We start from the raw sequence: 20375 nt of genomic DNA on the forward strand, positions 1-20375 counted from the left end.
CTGCCCGCCGGGAGCTCTCTTTTCTCGTTTCGAGTTCCCGCATGCCCCTGTTTCGCCGCCTGCTCCTGACCGCCGCCGCGATCGCCCTGGCGCCAGCCGCCATGGCCGCTCCCGTCCAGCCCGTCCTGGGTTCCCGCGGCGGCGCGATGATCGCCGTGGACGGGCTGAAGTTCCGCGACCTTGACCGCGACGGCAAGCTGTCGCCCTACGAGGACTGGCGGCTGGATCCCGACCGACGGGCGGCCGACCTGACCGCCCGCATGACGCTGGACGAAAAGGCCGGGGCGATGATGCACGGCACCGTGCCGGCCAAGGGGCCGCTGGGCGTCGCCGGGATCGGCGCCGGCTACGACCTCGAAAAGGCCGCTCCGCTGATCCAGTCGCGCCACGTCGAGACCTTCATCACCCGCCTGTCGGGCGCGCCGGCGATGCTGGCCGAGCAGAACAACGCCCTCCAGGCCCTCGCCGAGGGCACGCGCCTGGGCATACCGGTGACGATCAGCACCGATCCCCGCAACCACTTCCAGTTCACCGCCGGCGCCAGCGTGACGGCTGGGGGCTTCTCGCAATGGCCCGAGGCGACCGGCCTGGCGGCGATCGGCGACCCCGCCCTGACCCGGCGCTTCGGCGAAGTGGCCCGGAAGGAATATCGCGCGGTCGGCATCCACCAGGCGCTGTCGCCGATGGCCGACCTGGCCACCGAGCCGCGCTGGTCGCGGATCAACGGCACGTTCGGCGAGGACCCTGTACTGGTCGGGACCATGGTCAAGGCCTACGTCCAGGGCTTCCAGGGCAGCGACACGGGTCTGGCGGCCGACGGCGTCTCGGCCGTGGTCAAGCACTGGGTCGGCTACGGCGCCTCGGCCAAGGGCTTCGACGGCCACAACCACTATGGCCGCTACGCCGTGTTCCCGGCTGGCCAGTTCGACCAGCACGTCAAGCCGTTCGACGAGGCCTTCGCGGCGGGCGTCGTGGGCGTTATGCCGACCTACGCGATCCTCCAGGGCGTCACGCTCGACGGCAAGCCGCTCGACCCCGTCGGGGCGGGCTTCAGCCGGCAACTGCTGACCGACCTTCTGCGTGGCGAGCACGGCTTCAAGGGCCTGGTCATCTCGGACTGGGCGATCACCAACGACTGCGGCCAGACCTGCCGGAACGGCTTTCCGACCGGTCAGGCGCCCAATTTCGAAGGATTCTCCACAGCCTGGGGCGTCGAAGGGCTGAGCAAGGTCGATCGCTACGCCAAGGGCGTCAATGCCGGGCTCGACCAGTTCGGTGGGGTCGAGGACACCGCCGAACTGGTCGCCGCCGTCCGGGCCGGCAAGATCACGCCGGCGCGGATCGACCAGTCGGTGCGTCGCATCCTGACGGTCAAGTTCGAGCAGGGCCTGTTCGAGAACCCCTATGTCGATCCGAAGGCCGCCGAGGCGGTCGTCGGGGCGCCGGCCTTCGTCGCCGAAGGCCGCGCCGCCCAGAGCCGGGCGCTGACGCTGCTGGAGAACCGCAACGGGCTGCTGCCTCTGAAGGGCGCCGGGCGTAAGGTCTGGCTGATGGGCGTCTCGGCCGAGGTCGCCAGGGCCCACGGCCTGACGCCGGTGACCGACCTGGCCCAGGCCGACCTGGCGATCATCCGCACGGTGACGCCGTTCCAGACCCTGCACCCGAACTACACCTTCGGCAGTCGCCAGCATGAGGGCGACCTGTCGTTCAAGGACGGCGCCGCCGACTACGAGGCGATCAAGGCCGCCTCGGCCAAGGTTCCGACCATCGTCAGCGTCTATCTCGACCGCCCAGCCATCCTGACCAACGTCAGGGACAAGGCCACGGCCCTGGTCGGCGATTTCGGAGCCAGCGACGACGCCCTGCTCGACGCGCTGACCGGCGTGGTCGCGCCGCGAGGTCGCCTGCCGTTCGAACTGCCCTCGTCGATGGCCGCCGTCGAGGCCCAGGCCGAGGACGCCCCTCACGACTCCGCCAAACCGCTCTATCCGATACACTATGGCCTGACCTACTAAGGAACGCGCCCCATGCACCGCCATGCTCTGATCGCCTTCGCAGCCGCCAATCTCGTGTCGACCTCGGCCTTCGCCGCGGATCCCGTGGTCAAGACGACCCACGGTCCCATCGCCGGCCGGCAGGCCGACGGCGTTGACGCCTTCAAGGGCGTGCCGTTCGCCGCGCCGCCCGTGGGCGAGCTGCGCTGGCGCGCCCCCCAGCCGCCCGCCGCCTGGACGGCCGTGCGTTCGGCCGCGGCCTACGGCCCGGACTGCATGCAGAACCCGTTCCCCGGCGACGCCGCGCCCCTGGGCGTCAAGCCGGCGGAGGATTGCCTCTACGCCAATGTCTGGACGCCCGCCGGGGCTGAAAAGGCCAAGGCCAAGCGGCCGGTGATGGTCTGGATCTACGGCGGCGGCTTCGTCAACGGCGGCTCCTCGCCGGCGGTCTATTCCGGCGATCGCTTCGCGCGCGACGGCGTGGTGCTGGTCAGCTTCAACTATCGGGTCGGGCGCTTCGGCTTCTTCGCCCACCCGGCCCTGACCGCCGCGAACGCCGACGGCGGGCTGCTGGGCAACTATGCGCTGCTCGACCAGATCGCGGCGTTGAAATGGGTGCGCGACAACATCGCCGCGTTCGGCGGCGACCCGGGCAACGTTACGGTCTTTGGGGAATCGGCCGGCGGCGTGTCGGTGCACGACTTGCTGACCTCGCCGCTGGCCAAGGGGCTGTTCCACAAGGCGATCATCCAGTCGGGCGGCGGCCGGCCGAGGCTCCTGCCGACCCTGCCGCTGCGGGCCGCCAATGGCGAGCGCTCGGCCGAGAGCGCGGGCCTGGCCTTCGCCGCCAAGGCCGGCGTCAGCGGGGAGGGGCCCGAAGCGCTGGCGGCCCTTCGCGCCCTGCCGGCCGACGCCGTGGTCGACGGCCTGAACATGGCCACCGCGGGCACCCCCACCTGGGGCGGCGGGCCGATGATCGACGGCAAGATCCTGGCGCGCGAGCCGCTGGCCGCGTACGCCGCCGGCGCCTGGAGCAAGATGCCGGTGATGGTCGGCGCCACCGGCGCCGACGGCTTCTTCTTCGGCGGGACCCGCGACCAGGTGTTCGCGCCGTTCGGCGACCAGCGCGCCGCCGCCGAGGCTGTCTACGACCCGACCGGCAAGGAGGACATCAAGGTCTACGGCTGGAAGGCGGCCGGCGACCGGATGTTCATCGAGCCGTCGCGAAAGATCGCCCGCACCCTGTCAGCCCAGGGCGCGCCGGTCTGGCAGTACCGCTTCTCCTATGTGGCCGAAAGCCAGCGCAAGGACTGGTGGGGCGCGCCGCACGCCACCGAGATCCCGTTCGTGTTCGACACCGTCGACGCCCGCTATGGCGCGGCCCTGACCCCGGCCGACGCCGCGGCGGCCAAGGCCGCCCACGCCTACTGGATCGCCTTCGCCGCCAAGGGCGAACCGGACGTCGCGGGGCAGCCGGAATGGCCGAAGTACGACGCCCCGAGCGATACGATCATCGACTTCGCCAATGACGGGGTGAAGGTTGGCCCCGATCCGCTCAAGGCGCGGCTGGACCTGGTGGAGGCCTCTATTCCCGGAGGCTAGGTCCGTGAGCGTGTTCCCGGCGCCACCGGCCGCCACGGAGCGCTCTTGACCGGAGGGACTATCGCGTCGGCGGCTTGGGACGCACCTCGAGGATCGAGCCGTCCGGCGCATAGCTCAGCGGTTCGATGGCGATCGAACGGCGATGGCTTCCGCCGCCGGGCAACAAGGCGTCGTGGTAGAAGAACCAGGTCTTGCCCTTGTCCTGCAGGATCGCCTGGTGGTTGGTCGAGATCTTCAGGTAGTCGAGGATCACGCCGCGATAGGCGTAGGGCCCCATCGGGGTCTTGGCGGTGGCGTAGACGATCTGGCCAGGCCAGCCCGTGGAGAAGCTGAAGTAGTAGAGGCCCTTGTGCTTGTGCAGGAAGGGCGCCTCTCCGTAGGTCTTCTTCGGGTCATCGGCCGGAAAGCCGGTGACGGCGATGTCCTGGATCGGGCCGGCCAGGCTCTTCATGTCTGCGCCCAGCTTGACGATCTTGGGCACGCGGGTGCCGAAGACCATGTAGGCCTGGCCGTCGTCGTCGATCAGCACCTGCGGGTCGATCGGTTCGGCCCCGGCGTTGGCGTCCCGCGCCTTGTCGACCAGCGGCGCGCCGATGGCGTCGCGGAACGGCCCTTCGGGGCGATCGGCCACGGCCACGCCGATCTTGTCGCCGCCGACCGGGGCGTAGAAGTAGTACTTGCCGTTGCGATAGGCCGCCTCGGGCGCCCAGGCCTTGGCGTCGGGCTTGGCCCACTTGAACACCGACACCCCGAGGAACGCCCCGCCGTCCTTCCAGGTCTTCAGGTCCTTGGAGGTGTAGAGCCGCCAAGTGGTCGAGTCCCAATAGGTCCCCGAATTGGACGCGTCGTCGGTGGCGTAGAGATAGTAGCCGCCCTTGAACGCGTGCGGCGAGGGATCGGCGTTGAAGCGCGGACTGATCGGCTCGCCGGCCAGGGCCGGTCCGGCGAGCAGGGCGGCGAGGAGGAGGGCGAAACGTTTCATGGAGACTCCTTGAACTCGGCGACTGCGGCGATGGACCATAGCAGGCGATAAGGCGGATGGACCGCTATCGCGGCGGCGTCGCTTCGGCGGGGCGGGCCTTGTCGGGCGATGTCCCCGCGCCCGCGAAGGCCTCCAGGCGGAAGCTGACTCGCGTGGGCTCCAGCCGGGTGCGGTACTTCATGTGCGGCAGGCCGAAGCTGTTCCAGGTGGTGTCGCCGCCGATCCCCCACTGGACGGCGTCCACCAGCAGGGTCGCGTCGCCGTGCGGAACGATGTCGGTGGATTTCCAGGTCCCGGGCGGGCGGCGATAGAGGTCTTCATAGGGGAAGGCCAGGGCCGTCATCATCAGCGGCTTGTCGCCGGCCACGCGCACGCCGCGTCCCCGGCCGCTGAGCTCCATCCAGCGGACGTCGATCTTGTTGCCGGTGTCCTGGGGCCGCATGTAGTCGTGGTTCTGGTCGGCGACCGCGCCACGCCACAGGCCGATCGGCGCGGAGGTGTAGCGGTCGACATAGGTCTCTTGGGGGCCGCGGCCGTACCACTCGACAGTCTTCAGATCCGCTGGAACCGAGTACCAGATGCCCACGCGCACGGGCGGCGGCAGGTCGTCCTTCAAGGGCGTGAGTTCGCCGACCACGGCGACGGAGCCGTCCCCGGCCATGGTGTAGGTGGTGGTGAACCGCGCCGCGCCGGCCCCCAGGGCGTAGTCGACGACGATCTGGCGGTCCCCGGCGACGGTGCGGGTCGTCACGGCGCGCACCTGGCGCTGTTCGGTCATGACCTGCCATGGCCGCTGTTGCGCGGCGAGACCGGTGCCGGTGTCGTTGTCGGTCTCGGCGCGGAAGAAGTTGGGCTGGCCGCCCTTGGCCAGGACGACGCCGTCCTTGGCGTAGCCGGCGACCAGGCCGGTGGCCTTGTCGATGGTCAAGGTCGCGCCGGCGGCCGAGGCCGTCACCGATGTTCCGGTTTCCGACAGGGTCACCGCGCCCGAGCGAGCGACCATCGCCTGTGGCGTCGCCGAAACGGCGAACTGCTCCCAGCCGACCACATGGCCCGCCGGGGTCAGGGGCACGGCGCCGGCCTTGGCCTTGGCGCGCACGGTGACGAAGTACTCCGCGCCGGGCTTCGCTGGCAGGGCCGATAGCGGCAGGGCGAACGTCTGGCTGGCGCGGGCGGCGGTCGCCAAGGCCGGCAGCTGGCCCGAGGCGATCGCCACGCCGTTCTCTTCCAGCGTCCAGTCGAAGTCGAAGCCCGACAGGTCGCGGAAGTCGTGGCGGTTGGTCACGGTGATGCGGCCGGTGGCCGGTTCAAAAGCCGAGAACTGGATCGGCGAGAGCACCTTGCCTACTTCGTAGAACTGGGGATTGGGCGTGCGGTCGGGTTGGATCACGCCGTCGCCGAACTCGACTTCGCCGCCGGGATTGGGTCCGTATTCGCCGCCGTCGCCCCAGTAGCGCCGGCCGTCCTTGGTGTAGCGGTACATCGACTGGTCCACCCAGTCCCAGATGAAGCCGCCTTGCAGCTTGTCGTACTGGTAGATGGTGTCCCAGTAGTCTTTCAGGTTGCCGCCGGAATTGCCCTGCATGTGGGCGTACTCGCATTGGATCATGGGCTGGGTGCGGCTGGGGTCGGTGGCCCAGTCGACCATCTTGGTCACGTCGTCGTACATCGGCGCATAGATGTCGACATAGGTGTTGGGCACGTGCTCCCAGGGCCGCGCGCCCCAGCCCAGGTAGGAGATCAGGCGCGAGGGATCGCGCTTGCGGGCCGCGGCGGCGGCCTTCTCGAAGTTGGGACCGATGCCGGCCTCGTTGCCCAGCGACCAGAAGATCACCGACGGGTGGTTCTTGTCGCGCTCGACCATGTTCATGACGCGGCTGACATGGGCCTGTTCCCAGGCCGGGTCGAAGCCGATCTGGCGCTTGTCACGCTGTGACGGATCGGCGTTGCCCCAGCCCATGTAGGCGTGGCTCTCGATGTCGGCCTCGTCCATGACATAGAGGCCGTACTCGTCGGCCAGGGCGTACCACAGCTCGGCGTTGGGATAGTGGGAGGTGCGCACGGCGTTGATGTTGTTGCGCTTCATCAGCTCGATGTCGCGGCGCATGCTGGCCTCGGAGATCACGTGGAAGGTCTCCGGATCGTGCTCGTGGCGATTGACGCCGCGGATGACGATCGGCTTGCCGTTGACCGCCACCCGGCCGCTCCTGATCTCCACGGTGCGGAAACCGATCCGCTGCGGCGTGGCCTGGATCACCTGGCCCTTTGTGTCCAGCACCTCGACCAGCAGGGTGTAGAGGTTGGGCGTCTCGGCCGTCCACGGGCGCACGCCGGGAACCGTGGCCGCCAGGGTCTGGGTCCTGGCCGCGCCGGCCGCGACCTTGGCTTCCTTGGTCAGGACGGTGTTGTCGCCGTCCAGCAGGGTCATGCGCACGGTGACCGGCTTGTCGCGGGCGGCCAGGGCCACGTCGGTCGACAGCACCCCGTCGCGATAGGCCTTGTCCAGGCCGGCATGGACGAACAGGTCGCTGGCCGCGGCCTTGGGAACGGCCTTCAGATAGACCGAACGCTCGATGCCCGAGACCCGCCAGAAGTCCTGGTCCTCCAAGTAGGAGCCATCCGACCAGCGGTGGACCTGGATGGCGACGATGTTGGGCTGGCCCGGCTTGAGCAGCTTGGTGACGTCGAACTCGCTGGGCAGCTTGGAGTCTTCCGAATAGCCGGCCTCCACGCCGTTGACCCACACCTGGTAGGCCGAGCCGGCCGCGCCGATGTGCAGGATCACGGCCTGGCCGCTCCAGCCGGCCGGGATCTCGAAGCTGCGGCGATAGGAGCCGACCGGATTGGTGGCGTGGGGGATCAGCGGCCGGTTGGCCGGGAACGGATAGGTGATGTTGTTGTAGCGCGGCTGGTCATAGCCCTCGGTCTGCCACAGGGCCGGGACCTTGATGGTCTTCCAGGCCGAGACGTCATAGTCCGGCTTCTCGAAACCTTCGGGAACCGCGTCCGACGACGGCGAGAAGCTGAACGACCACGGCCCGTCCAGCGACTGGTAGCGGGCCGAGCGGGTCATGTCGCCGGCCAGGGCCGCCTCGCGGCTCTCGAACGCAAAGTGCGTGGCGCTGGCCGCCAGCTTGCCCCGCGCGAACACCGCCGGGTTCTCCCAGTCCGGACGCGACGCATCCACCTGCACCGGCTGGACGCGGGGCGTTTCCTCCGCCCGGGCGGCGAAGCCGATCGCCAGCCCCGCCATGCTCGCCAGCACCATGCTTCGCTTCATTCCAGTCTCTCCCTGACCCGCGACGTTGCTGGGTTCGATCTGTTTTCTCACGCCAGCGCCAGCAGGGGCGGGCGCATATGCCGCTGGGACAGGGGTTCGGTCCAGTGGTCTTCTCGAACCCCGTCGTCGGCGCGCTCAACGCCTGGCTGAAGCGCTCTTCACCATCGGTTGTAGCGTTTCATTTTGGCCTGACCAGTGTGGGGATATGAAAAAAAAATTCTAGATATCGAACAAAAAATAATATATAAACCAAATCAGCTAAATGAAATAGATAAGCGATATCAACGTCATTATAGCTGACTGCAGGGTGCGACACGGGGGTGGGCGTTCCGGAAATATTGTCCTGACCAGTCAATAATTTCGGTGTCAATCGATGTCGCGAAAAGGTCGGGCCAATAAGCCGCCAAAGGCGATGGCCACAACGAGGAGGGAAACGAGTTGCAAGTGAAAATCAGCCCGAGGCGCGTCCTGAAGGTCGCGCTCCTGTCGGCCACCATCATCGGCGGATTGCCCGCCATCGCCGCGGCGCAGGAAGCCGCCGCGCCCCAGGCTGCGTCCCAAGGCGATACGCTCGACGCGGTCGTCGTGACCGGCTTCAAGCAGAGCTACGCCAACGCCGTTCGCGCCAAGAAGAACGCCATCGAAATCACCGACGGCATCTCATCGGATGGCCTGGGCCGCTTCCCGGACCTGAACGTCGGTGAAGCCCTGCAGCGCATCCCGGGCGTCCAGATCAACCGCGAGGCCGAGGGCCGCGACGCCACCATCAACCTGCGCGGCATGCCGGGCGAATACGCCCGCACCACGCTGAACGGCCAGTCGTTCGCCTATCCGCCGCTGCTGCGCGACAACCAGGGCACGCCGCTGGGCGCGTTCAACTCCGACATCTTCTCGGCCTTCGTGATTCAGAAGTCGCCGATGGCCAACACGGTGTCCGGCGGCCTTTCGGGCAATGTCGACATGCAGATCGCGCCGGCCCTGTCGCGCAAGGACGGCGGCGTCGCCAAGCTGTCCTACGAACACAACACCCTGGGCGACCTGAACGCCCCGGCCGCGACCCTGGGCTACAACAAGCACCTGACGGACGACCTCGCGGTGTTCGGGACGATCGCCTACAAGAAGGAAAACTTCCGCCGCGATACGGTTCGTCTCAATAGCTACGACTATCTGACCTCGGCGATGACGGGCCTCTCGCCCACCCAGTTCAACGCCGCCTATGGCCAGTACTTCTCCCCGACCGCCTGCCCCACCAGCGCGACCTCGTACTGCCGCTCGCTGGGCCAGGCCCTGGGTCTGTCGCAAGCGGCGGCGACGCCCTTCGTCACCAGCAACACCGGCTCCAAGGCCACGAACGGCGTCTGGGCCAACAGCCAGATCCGTCAGTACACCCGCATGAACGTCGGCAAAGTCTGGTCTGGTTCGGGCGGCATCGAGTGGAAGCCGAACGACAACACCAAGATTGGCCTGATCGGTTTCAAGACCGATCGCAATCTGCCCGACACCACCCAGTACTTCCTGATCAACACCGTCCTGCCGTCCTCCACGGCTGGCGCGGGCACCGTGATCACCCCGACCGGCACGCCGATCCAGACCAACGACGGCCGCTATCTGTACGAGAGCTACTCGTTCGCCAACATGAACGCGCTGTCGTCGACGCGCCTGTACTCACAGCGCCAGAAGTCGGACGGCCTCATCGGCAATATCGACTGGAGCAACGACGACTGGCGCCTCGCCGGCGTTCTGACCGCGTCGTCGGGCTACAACGCCTCGGTCGAGACCGAGGTCGACGTGGCCAACTACACCCGCGCGGGCGGCAACGGCATCACGGGCTCGCTGACCACGGGCCTCGATGACATCGGCGCCTTCAAGTACGCGACCGCACCGACGCCGCAGAACTCGCTCACGACCGGCCAGACCTGGACCTGGGGCGGACCCAGCGACCCGACCGCCTTCTACAACAATGGCACGAAGGCCAACTCGACCAACCAGCTCCAGATCCAGGGCACCGAGAGCTTCGCCAAAAGCGACGTGAAGACGGCCGCCTTCGACGTTGAGCGCTTCGTCAAGTTCGGGCCGATCAAGAGCATCCAGGCCGGCGTGCGTCTCGAGCGCGAAAAGTTCGTGTCGACCGGCTACCGAGTCTATGCCTACGGCGCCCAGACGCAGAACATCACGTCCAACATGATGGTCACGGCGCCGTTCGTCGACGACTTCATGGGCGGCTCGGCGGGCGACTACAATCGCAACTGGCAAGTCCTGAACGTCCACGACTTCCTGAACGCCGTCCGTCCGGTCACGCCCTATCAGAGCGGCGGCCTGTCGAGCCAGGGCTTCAACATCCAGTACGCCGACAGCAGCTATTACGACAAGAACTTCACCAACGAGAACGACGTCAATCAGTTCTACGTCCAGGCCAAGTACGACACCCAGATCTTCGGTCACGGCGTGCGCGGCAACTTCGGCGGACGCTACGAAGACACCGACAACACCATCACGACGCTGGACCGGGTCACCCCGCCCACCGACTCGATCGGCTCGTCCACGGCGTTCAAGACCGACGAATACAAGAACAAGTATCACTACTTCCTGCCGTCGGCGATCTTCGTGGCCGACGTCACCGACGACCTGATCCTGCGCGGCGCCTACTACAAGACCTATGTGCGTCCGCACCCGCGCCAGTACTCGCCGTCGACCAAGGTCAGCCCGGCCCAGATCCTCAACAGCAGCCTGACCTCAGGGTCGGTCAACGTCTATGACGTCTCGGTGGCGATCGGGAACAACAAGCTTCGGCCCTATCTGGCCGAGTCCTTCGACCTGTCGCTGGAGTGGTACAACCGCCCCAACGGCCTGATCTCGCTGGCTTATTTCCACAAGAACATCACGAACCGCATCGCCGCGACCTCGGATCCCTCGATCCTCTGCCCGGCCGACGGCTCGACCTGGGGCTTCGGCGCCCTGTCGTGGGACGGCACCTACTGCAACGCCACCAGCCTCTCCAGCGCCAGCAAGCAGGTCCACGTCAACGCCAGCGGCGCCTACAACCTCGACAAGCCGACCACCGTCGAGGGCGTCGAGTTCAACATCCAGCAGAACCTCGACTTCCTGCCGGGCTTCCTGGCGAACTTCGGCGGCAGCTTCAACTACGCCTACACCACCTCCAAGAGCCCGGCGATCGCGCCGTTCCCGGGCATCTCCAAGCACAACGTCAACATGATCGGCTATTACGAGACGCCGAAGTACGGCGTGCGCGTGGTCTACAACTATCGCTCGGACTACCCGCTGAACGCCAACGGCACCTATACCGGCGCCGCCCGCTCGGTGAGGGCGCGCGGCCAGCTGGACCTGTCGGCCTCCTACAATGTGACCGACAACTTCACCCTGTCGCTGGACGCCTACAACCTGACCGACTCCAAGCGGTTCGAGTACGAGAACGACACCAAGGTCTCGCGTTGGGTCGACTATGACGGTCGCACCTACACCCTGACGGCGCGAGCCACCTTCTAATCTTCACTCTCCCCGTGTGAAGCACTTGATAGCCGGTCCATTCGTGGACCGGCTATATTTTCGATTTCAGGAAGGCCGCCGACCGGACACGTGTTCGGCGGCCTTTCGTTCCGTAGCCGGAGGATCTGATGCCCGGACTTCGCGCGAGCCTGTCGCCCCTTTTCGTCCTTGCCCTCCTGACAGCGTCCTCGACGGCCTGGGCGCAGGCCGACCGGCCGCTCTACAAGCTCCCCGTGCTGACTGTCGGCCTCGGAAACGACAACCAAGGCGACACCATCCCCGGTCCGACGCGACCGAACGGCTCCATCCATCCATCGCCCGAAACCCCGAACCCCAGCAACGCCGGCTACAACGCGGCTGAACCGATCAGCGGCTTCGCGCAGCTGCATTCGCAAGGGTCGGGCGGCGTCACCACCTATGGCACGTTCCTGTTGTCGCCTCAGGTCGGGCCGGCCCAGTTCGACGAGGCCGCCCATCTGTCGCCCAAGGCCGACGAGGTCCTGGCCGCCGACGCCTATTCCGTCCGCCTCTCGCGCTACGACACCCGCGTCGAGGTCACGCCGGCCCACTATGCGGCGATCTACCGCCTGACCTACCCGAGCACGGACCAGGCCCAGGTGGTCTTCGACGTGACGCGCAAGGTGGGCGGACTGGTCGCCTCGGACCAGGCCGACGTGAAGCTGTTTCCCGCCGAGGGGAAGATCGTCGGCCACGTCAAGGCCAAGGGCTATTGGAACCCGGCCCTGATCGACATCTGGTTCGTCGCCAAGTTCGACCAGAAGCCCACCGCCTGGGGGGTGTTCGACAAGCAGGATCGCAAGGCCGGCGCCACGGAAGGCAAGACAGGCCCGGACGAGCGCCTGGGGGCCTGGCAGACCTTCAAGGCCGCTCCCGACAAGCCGCTGCTGGTCAAGGTCGCGGTGTCGTTCACCAGCGCCGAGACCGCCGAGGCCCTACTGGACCGCGAAATCCCGGACTGGAACTTCGACCGCCTACGCCAGGAGACCCAGGCCGCGTGGAACGATCGTCTGGGCGAGATCGAGGTCTCGGGGCTTTCCGAGGCCCAGGCCCGGCGGTTCTACACGGCGTTCTACCACGCCTCGACCCACCCGCGGGACCGGTCGCTGGACCAACCCGCCAAGGAGTTGAGCCGCCCGAACTGGGACGATCACTACACCCTGTGGGACACCTACCGGACCCTGTTCCCGCTGATGTCGGTGCTGCGGCCCAGCGAGTATGCAGCGAACCTCAATTCGCTGATCCACACCTTCGACAAGTTCGGCGCCGCCGACACCGCCATCATCGGGGGGCAGAACTACCATGTCGGGCAGGGCGGGGACGAGGTCGACAACGTGCTGGGCGAGGCGGCGCTGCGCGGCGCCCAGGGCGTCAACTGGAACGACGCCTGGCGCGTGACCCATTTCAACGCCTTCGAGCGTCGTCGCCCGCGCTATCTGGAGAGCGGCTATTTCGGCGTCGGGGATCTCAGCCCCGAACCGAACAACCAGCGCGCCAAGTCGGGTTCGTCGACCCTGGGTTTCGCGCTGAACGACTATTTCGCAGCCCAGGTCGCGGCCAAGGCCGGCCATGCCGACGAGGCCGGGGCGCTGACCAAGCGCTCGCAGAATTGGCGCAAGATCTGGAATCCGGAGACGGAGAGCGACGGCTTCAGGGGCTTCCTGATGCCGCGCTATCCCGACGGCAAGTTCCAGGACATCGACCCGAAGCTCGGCTGGGACGGCAAGGTTCACAACAATGTCGGCTACTACGAAGGCACGGCCTGGATCTATTCCTACGGCGTGCTGCACGATCTTGACGGCTTGGTCGAGGCGATGGGCGGGCGGGTGCGCTTCAACGAGCGTCTCAACTACGCGCTGGACGCCGGCCTGATCGACATCACCAACGAGCCCTCGTTCGCCACGCCCTGGTTGTTCCATAACCTGGGTCGCGCCGACCTGTCGTCCTACTGGGCGGGGCAGGTGTTCAAGCACTTCACCGACACCGCCTATCCGGGCGACGAGGACGCCGGGGCGATGAGCTCCAACTACGTGTTCAACCGCCTGGGCCTGTTCCCAAAGCTGGGAAGCGACCTGTTCTATCTGCACGGGCCGCGCCACCCTCGCAGCCTGATTCACCTGGAAGGCGGCAAGACTCTTGAAATCGTCGCCGAAAACGCCGGCGCGGACCGTCCATACATCGCCGCCGCCCGCCTGAACGGAAAGCCGCTGCCGGGCCCCTTCGTCTCCCAGGCCCAACTGCTGGCCGGCGGCGTCCTTAGCTTCACGATGAGCGGTCAGCCTGGCCAATGGGCCTATGATGGCGCGGTGCTGGCGACGACAACCGATGTTCCCGCCCTGAGCGACGGCAAGACCTCGACGGTCTGGACCGCCTCGACCGGCCAGGCGGCGGTGTTCACCCGCCCGGCCGCAAGCTGCCTGAGGGCCTATACGGTCAGCGTGGGTCCGAATGAGGCCGATCCGACCGCCTGGCGGTTCAGCGGCTTCGACGGCACGCGGTGGGTGAAGCTGGACGAGCGCCGCGGTGAGCGTTTCGATCATCGCCACGCCACCAGAACCTTCGCCCTGAAGGCCAAGGCCTTTGCGCGCTATCGGCTGGCGTTGACCGCCGGTAAGGACGTTCAGGTCGCCGAGGTCGAGCTGATCGCCGGAACTGGCTGCCACTGAGATCTGGAACCGCGCGATGACTCCGTTGCTTCGAGCCGCCCTGGCCGCCTTCGTTCTCCTGTCGGCGGGCTCTGCCCGGGCCGCCGCGCCGGGCGAGCGGCTCGAGAAGGTGGTGATCCTCAGCCGGCACGGGGTGCGGGCGGCGATGTCGAGTCCCGAGCGGCTGGAGGAGGCCTCGGCTCGGCCGTGGCCTCGGTTCTCGGTCCCGCCTGGCCACCTGACGGCCAGGGGCGAAGCCCTGGCGTCGCTGATGGGCGGCTATTTCCACGACCATTATGTCGCCGAAGGTCTGTTGGAACGGCGGGGCGACTGCGGCGCGGCCTCCTACTGGGCCAACGTCACCCAAAGGACGATCGCCACGGCCCAGGCGGTTGGGCGAACTCTGTCCCCGGGCTGCGCCGTCGCAGTCGGCACGGTGGGCGAGGGCCGCGTCGATCCGATGTTCGAACCGGTGAAGGCCGGCGTCGTCGTCGCCGACCCGGCTCTGGCGCGGGCCGCCGTCGCTGGCCGCGCCGGCGGCGACCTTGCCGCCTGGAGCGCCAGCCATCGTGACGCGATCGAGCGGCTCGACGCGCTCCTGATGCAGTGCTCGGCCGGTCCGTGCCCGCCGTCGCCTGGAAAACGGCGGATCTTCGACGCCAAGCCGGGCTTCGCCGAGGGTGAGGAGCTTGTGTCGCTGTCGGGGCCGGAGGCCTTCGCGTCGGGCGTCACCGAGAGCCTGCTGATGGCGTGGGCCGACGGCCAGGATTTTGCGGGGCGGGGTTGGCGGGGTTTTGACGAGGACGCCCTGACCGGTGTTTTCGCCCTGCACCAGGCGGAGTTCGACCTGCGGCTTCGCACGCCCTACGTCGCCAAGACCCTCGGCGGTCCGCTGGCGCGACGGATCCTGGCCACGCTGGAGCCGGAGGGCTCCGATGGCATGATCGGTCCGGCGGGCGCCCGGATCGTCTTCGTGGCCGGCCATGACGGCACCCTGGCGGTGCTGGGCGGACTGCTGCGCCTAGAATGGGCCTTGCCGGGCTACCAGCCCAACCAGATCGGTCCCGGCGGCGCGCTGGTGTTCGAGCGCTGGCGTCGGGCCGACGGCGTGCGCGTGATCCGCGCCCGCTTCACCGGCCAGAGCCTTCGTCAGCTGCGCGAAGCGGCGCCCTTGACCCAGGCGACGCCGCCGCTGTCGGCGCCTGTGTTCATCCCGGGCTGCAGCACGGCCACGCCGGCGTTCGATTGTCCGCTGGACCGGTTCGAGGCCATCGTATCGCAAGCCTTGGCGTCGTGATCGCGCCTCGTCCAAACTAGAAGAATTGTCACGCGTAGGGAGGCCCGGGCCAATGAACAGATCGACGTCTATCTGGCGGGGCGCCCTGGCGCTGGTTCTTTGTCTCGCCGCCGCTCAGGCCGTGCAGGCGCAGGGCCGTCGCGAAACCGGGGCCCTCTTCACCGACAGCCTGGCGCGGGGCGGCTTCGTGCTGGTCGAGGCGGGGCGTGCGCCGACCATCATTGTCGATCCCGCCGACGCCGCGGTCGTCCGTCACGCCGCTGACGATCTGGCGGACGACATCAAGACCGTCACCGGTCAACAGGCGACGGTGGCGGCCGCGCCTGCCGGCAAGACGGCGATCCTGGTCGGCACGCTGGGTCACAGCCGGCTGATCGACCGGATCGTCGCCGCGAGGAAGGTCGACGTCTCCCGCCTGTCCGGCGCCTGGGAGAGCTTCGTCATCGCCTCGGTCGACCGACCGTTGCCGGGGGTCGACAAGGCCCTGGTCGTGATCGGCAGCGACCGGCGGGGGACGGCCTTCGGTGTCTATGAGGTGGCGCAGGGAATAGGGGTGTCGCCTTGGGCCTGGTGGGCTGACGTGACGCCCAAGCATCGAGTCACGCTGTTCGTCGCCCCGGGCGTCCATCGTTTCGGTCCGCCCTCGGTCCGCTACCGCGGCGTCTTCGTCAATGACGAGGACTGGGGCCTCTATCCCTGGGCGGTCAAGACCTTCGATCCCGAGCGCGGCGACATCGGGCCCAAGACCTACCGCCGGATCTTCACCCTGCTGCTGCGCCTGAAGGCCAACACCTTGTGGCCGGCCATGCACCACACGACCGCGCCGTTCAATTCCGACCCGGCCAACGCCAAACTGGCCGAGGAATACGGCATCGTCATGGGCTCGTCCCACGCCGAAGCCATGCTGCGCAACAATGTCGGCGAGTGGAAGGCTGCGCCCGAGACGTTCAACTACGCGACCAATCCCGAAGGCGTGAAGGCCTATTGGGAAGAGCGCGCCAAGCTGAACGGGCAATACGAGAGCCTGTGGACCCTCGGCATGCGGGGCATCCACGACACCGGCATGGTCGGTCCCAAGACCATGCAGGACAAGGTCGCCCTGCTCGACAAGATCATCGCCGACCAGCGCGAGCTCCTGGCCAGGAACGTCTCGCCGGACGTCACCAAGGTTCCGCAGATCTTCGTGCCCTACAAGGAAGTGCTCGAGATCTACCGGGCGGGAGTGAAGGTCCCGGACGACGTCACCATTGTCTGGCCCGACGACAATTTCGGCTATATCCGCCAGTTCCCCAGCGCCGAGGAGGCGGGGCGCAAGGGCGGGGCAGGGGTCTACTATCATCTGTCCTACCTTGGATATCCGCTGGCCTACCTATGGCTCGGCACGACGCCGCCGGCCCTGGTGCAGGAGGAGATGATCCACGCCTGGGACAAGGGCGCGCGCAATGTCTGGATCGCCAATGTCGGCGACATCAAGCCGGCCGAGATCGGCGCCAGCCACTTCCTGGAGATGGCCTGGGACATCGACCGCTGGCGCGGCAAGACCCAGCACCAGTTCCTTGAGGACTGGAGCGGGCGCGCCTTTGGACCCGCCTTGGCCGGCAAGACCGCCGACCTGATGGACGCCTATTATCGCCTCAACTTCGAGCGGCGACCCGAGCACCTGGAGTGGCAGCCCCAGGCCGAGAACCGGCACCTGTCCAGCTATACGCCCGACGAGGTCAACGACCGGCTTCGGGCCTTCCGCAAGCTGGTGGCCGAAACCAAGGCGACCGCCGCCTCCGTGCCGCCGGAACAGGCCGACGCCTGGTTCGAGCTGGTCGAGTTCCCGATCCGCATCTCGGCCGCCGCCAACATGCGGTTCTTTGCGGCCGAGCGGTACAACGAACTTGTCGACAGCGACCAGGCGATGGCGCGCTCGGCCGGCGGGGCGGCCGTGGAGGCCCAAGCCGAGATCACCGCCCTGACCGATCGCTTCAACAACCAGGTCGCCGGCGGCAAGTGGCGCTGGCTGATGCCGGAGGAGCCTGCCGACAGCCAATGGCGGATCTATCGCGCCCGTCCGATCCCGATGCCGAGCGCCGGCCTCACCGCTGATCCGGCCAGGTTCCTGGCCGTGGTCGACGGCAACGCGCCCGCCGCCTCGCCGGTGTTCGAGGCCGAGGCGTTCGCCGCCAATACCGGCTGGCGCCTGGTCGAAGGCGTCGGTCGTGGCCGCGGCGTGATGATGGCCGACGAGCCGGGCGCCGCCCTGACCCTGGCCGTCGATGTCGCCGGTTCCGACGGCCGCCGCGCGCAACTGGGCGTGCTGCCGATCTTCCCCGACGGCCAGGCCCAGGACATCGAGCTCGATGTCAGCATCGACGGCGGCGCCGTCGAGCACGTGCGTCTGCCGCGCAAGGTCGGCTCCCCGGCCTGGGCCGAGGGCGTGCTGGACAACCTGCTGAAGATCACGGTCGGCCCGTCGCTGTCGCCGGGGCGCCATAAGATCACGGTGACGTCGGGGGCCGGCCGCGTCGGCCTCGACCGCGTGAGGCTGGTCCTACCCGAGCAGGTGGCGGTGCACGAGAACCATTAAGTGGCTCGGTGCGTCCTTCGAGGCCCGCTGCGCGGGCACCTCAGGATGAGGAATTCAGAAGCGACCCACAGTCCTCATCCTGAGGTGTGAGCCGCAGGCGAGCCTCGAAGGACGTACGGCGGTTCAAAACCGCAGCGGCCGGTCGAACCTCGAAGCGAAAGCGTTACCGCCCGTCAGGCGGCGAAACGAAGGTCGTCGCCCAACCCGCCGGCGCCGGGCCCATGGTCAGGTCCAGCACGCCGCCCTGGGCCAGCTCGGCGTGGGTGATCCAGGCGCGGTCCAGCGGCTTGCCGTTCAGCTTGGCGGCCGTGACGTAGCGGTTGGTCTCCGAGGCGGCCAAGGCCTGGATCGTGAAGGTCTTGCCGCCCTCTAGCGCCAGCGTGCTGCGCGTGAACACCGGCGAGGCGATGTAATAGTAGGGCTGGCCGGCGTTGGGATAGAGGCCGATGGCGTTCCAGACGTACCAACTGGACATCGCGCCGGCGTCGTCGTTGCCCGGCAGGCCGGTGCGGGCGAGACGATAGTGCTTGGCCATCAGCTGGCGCGCGATCTCGGCCGTCCGGTCGGGGCGGCCGGCATGGATATAGAGGTACGGCGCCAGGATGTCGGGCTCATTGCCCTGCGAGTAGTGGCCGTCGAACAAGCGGTCCAGCCAGGTCACGAAGCCCCCGCGCCCGCCGGTCTTGGCCATCAGTCCGGCGACATCCTGGGGCACGTAGGTCGAGTACTGCAGCGAGTTGCCCTCGTAGAACGGGGCGTCCCACCACGGGCCCGAACGGTCGGGATACTCGTAGGTGCAGCTGTAGTTCTCGACCCACTCGCCGTTGGGGGAGCGGGGGCGGATGCAGCCCAGCGCGTCGTCCCAGAGGTGCTTCCAGTTCGCCGATCGCGCCAGGTAGCGCCTGGCGTCCTCGGATTTCCCCAACGCCTTGGCCACCACGCCGATCGCATAGTCGTCATAGGCGTATTCCAGCGTACGTGAAGCCGAGCGGGTCTCCGTGAACGGTACATAGCCCAGCTTCAGATAGTCCTTCAGGACGCGGCCCTGCAGGAAGGGCTGGTCGCTGTCGACCTCGCCGTTCTTGCGGATCGCCTCATAGGCCAGCGCCTGGTCGAAGCCGCCCAGCCGCTTGACCACCGCGTCGGCCACCAGGATGTCGCCGTTGGAGCCGCCCTGGGTCATGCCGTTGGCGCCGGCGATGCGCGAATCCGGCATCCAGCCGGTGTGCTTGTAGGTGTCGACCAGCGAGCGGAGCATGTCGCGCTGCCGCTGCGGCTGGATCACGGTCAGCAGCGGGTGCAGCGTCCGGAACGTGTCCCAGAGGGTGTAGAAGTCCTCGTAGTGAGGCTCGTCCGATTTCCACCAGACGTTCTCGCCGGACAGGTCGTGCGGCATGGTGTGGGCGCGGTACAGGGCGGAATAGAAGATCCGCTGCTGCTCGTCCGAGCCGCCCTCGACCCGGATCTTGGCCAGGGCGTCGTTCCATTGCGCCCGGGCGGCGTGGCGATAGGCGTCGAAGTCCCAGCCGGGCATCTCTTCGGCCAGGCTGGCGCGGGCCTTGTCGGCGCTGATGAACGACACGGCCAGCTTCATTCGTACCTGGCGGTCGGTGGTGGTGTCGAAGGTGAGGTAGGCGCCCAGGCGGTTGGAGAACTCGCGCTCGGTGTCATACTCGATCATCAGGCCCTGGCGGTTGGCCGGGCTCTTGACCTGCGCGCCGCCTTCCGAACGGCCGGGGCCGGGCGTGGTCTCAAACCAGCCCTGGCCCGCCTTCCAGGCCCCGAAGGCCTTGGCGGGCCGATCGACGACGGCGTGGAAGTAGAGCGTGTAGGGCGCGGGATTCCAGCCGCCCTCGACCGTGACCTCGCCAGTCAGGGTGTGATCGTCGACCAGCTCGACCTTGGCCAGCCTCACCCGCTGGCCGCGCCCGCGCATGGCCACCACCGAGCCGACGTCGAAGATCAGCTGGCTCTCGGCGACGGCGGGATAGGTCAGGCGCTGGAAGCCGACCCGGCGCGTGGCCGTCAGCTCGACCTTGATCCGCTCGGCGTCGCTGTTGCCCAGGCCGACGCTGTAATAGCCTGGCGAAGCCTGTTCATCGCTCTTGCCGAAGTGCAGGTGGTTGACCCGCAGAGGGCCGACCGCCGGCGTGACCCGGAAGTTGCCGTACTTGCCCGAGCCGCCGGTGCCGCTGACGTGGGTGTAGCTGAAGCCCATGATCGGGCTTTTGGAGTCGTAGCCATTGGTGTCGGCGTTGGTGGTGTCGGGGCTCAGCGACACGAAGCCGAACGGCACGCCCGCGCCGGGCACGGTGTTGCCGCCGGCGACCCCGCCGCCGTCGACGCCGACGAACGGATCGGCCTTTTGCGCCAGGTCGGGGGCGGTCTGATTTGGCGCAGGGGTCTGGGCCAGCGCCGCGAGCGGCAGCGCCGCCAGGGCGACGCCGAGGAAAAGGCCGCTCAGGGCGCGCATCGCGA

The 20375-nt window shown here is 67.8% G+C and carries 9 protein-coding genes and 1 pseudogene; 6 read left to right on the forward strand and 4 right to left on the reverse strand.

Features of this window, described 5'->3' with window-relative positions; translation table 11 throughout:
- The first annotated feature begins 41 nt into the window (after positions 1 to 41).
- The gene (locus G3M57_RS10940; protein WP_163230487.1) at positions 42 to 2015 is read left to right on the forward strand and encodes a glycoside hydrolase family 3 protein; all 1974 of its coding nucleotides are present in this window, start codon (positions 42 to 44) and stop codon (positions 2013 to 2015) included.
- Positions 2016 to 2027: 12 nt separating this feature from the next.
- Complete coding sequence (locus G3M57_RS10945; RefSeq protein WP_163230489.1) at positions 2028 to 3596, forward strand: carboxylesterase/lipase family protein; 1569 nt, start codon at positions 2028 to 2030, stop codon at positions 3594 to 3596.
- Positions 3597 to 3654: 58 nt separating this feature from the next.
- Here G3M57_RS10945 and G3M57_RS10950 read toward each other — a convergent pair whose 3' ends face one another.
- Both G3M57_RS10950 and G3M57_RS10955 read right to left on the reverse strand, forming a co-directional pair.
- Positions 3655 to 4578 (reverse strand): family 43 glycosylhydrolase, encoded by a 924-nt coding sequence (locus tag G3M57_RS10950; protein WP_163230491.1) that lies wholly within the window; start codon positions 4576 to 4578, stop codon positions 3655 to 3657.
- A 64-nt stretch (positions 4579 to 4642) separates the two neighbouring features.
- Positions 4643 to 7858: a glycoside hydrolase family 2 TIM barrel-domain containing protein gene (locus tag G3M57_RS10955; protein WP_163230493.1), complete on the reverse strand. Its 3216-nt coding sequence runs from the start codon at positions 7856 to 7858 to the stop codon at positions 4643 to 4645.
- Positions 7859 to 8296: 438 nt separating this feature from the next.
- On the opposite strand from G3M57_RS10955, the gene G3M57_RS10960 reads away from it, so the two are divergent.
- The 4 genes from G3M57_RS10960 (at position 8297) to G3M57_RS10975 (ending at position 17897) form a co-directional block, all read left to right on the forward strand.
- On the forward strand, positions 8297 to 11362 hold the full coding sequence (locus tag G3M57_RS10960) for a TonB-dependent receptor (RefSeq protein WP_163230495.1): 3066 nt from the start codon (positions 8297 to 8299) through the stop codon (positions 11360 to 11362).
- A gap of 128 nt (positions 11363 to 11490) precedes the next feature.
- Entirely contained in the window at positions 11491 to 14046 is a 2556-nt protein-coding gene (locus G3M57_RS10965) for a GH92 family glycosyl hydrolase (RefSeq protein ID WP_163230496.1), read from the forward strand.
- A 16-nt stretch (positions 14047 to 14062) separates the two neighbouring features.
- Positions 14063 to 15322, forward strand: a complete 1260-nt coding sequence (locus G3M57_RS10970) for a histidine-type phosphatase (protein ID WP_163230498.1) — start codon at positions 14063 to 14065, stop codon at positions 15320 to 15322.
- A 52-nt stretch (positions 15323 to 15374) separates the two neighbouring features.
- A complete protein-coding gene (locus G3M57_RS10975; protein WP_163230500.1) occupies positions 15375 to 17897 on the forward strand; it encodes a glycosyl hydrolase 115 family protein in 2523 nt (840 codons plus the stop codon).
- On the opposite strand, the pseudogene G3M57_RS27955 reads toward G3M57_RS10975, so the two are convergent.
- Together G3M57_RS27955 and G3M57_RS10980 are read right to left on the reverse strand one after the other, a co-directional pair.
- A pseudogene (locus tag G3M57_RS27955) lies at positions 17862 to 18024 on the reverse strand (hypothetical protein). The gene G3M57_RS10975 and the pseudogene G3M57_RS27955 overlap by 36 nt on opposite strands.
- Positions 18025 to 18060: 36 nt before the next feature.
- A complete protein-coding gene (locus G3M57_RS10980; RefSeq protein WP_163230502.1) occupies positions 18061 to 20370 on the reverse strand; it encodes a GH92 family glycosyl hydrolase in 2310 nt (769 codons plus the stop codon).
- Positions 20371 to 20375 lie beyond the last annotated feature (5 nt).

This window comes from Caulobacter rhizosphaerae, assembly GCF_010977555.1.
GTDB classification, from domain to species: domain Bacteria; phylum Pseudomonadota; class Alphaproteobacteria; order Caulobacterales; family Caulobacteraceae; genus Caulobacter; species Caulobacter rhizosphaerae.

Coding starts and splice junctions, on each gene's coding strand:
- G3M57_RS10940 (WP_163230487.1), top strand. CDS start 42: ATGCCCCTGTTTCGCCGCCTGCTCCTGACCGCCGCCGCGATCGCCCTG.
- G3M57_RS10945 (WP_163230489.1), top strand. CDS start 2,028: ATGCACCGCCATGCTCTGATCGCCTTCGCAGCCGCCAATCTCGTGTCG.
- G3M57_RS10950 (WP_163230491.1), bottom strand. CDS start 4,578: ATGAAACGTTTCGCCCTCCTCCTCGCCGCCCTGCTCGCCGGACCGGCC.
- G3M57_RS10955 (WP_163230493.1), bottom strand. CDS start 7,858: ATGAAGCGAAGCATGGTGCTGGCGAGCATGGCGGGGCTGGCGATCGGC.
- G3M57_RS10965 (WP_163230496.1), top strand. CDS start 11,491: ATGCCCGGACTTCGCGCGAGCCTGTCGCCCCTTTTCGTCCTTGCCCTC.
- G3M57_RS10970 (WP_163230498.1), top strand. CDS start 14,063: ATGACTCCGTTGCTTCGAGCCGCCCTGGCCGCCTTCGTTCTCCTGTCG.
- G3M57_RS10975 (WP_163230500.1), top strand. CDS start 15,375: ATGAACAGATCGACGTCTATCTGGCGGGGCGCCCTGGCGCTGGTTCTT.
- G3M57_RS10980 (WP_163230502.1), bottom strand. CDS start 20,370: ATGCGCGCCCTGAGCGGCCTTTTCCTCGGCGTCGCCCTGGCGGCGCTG.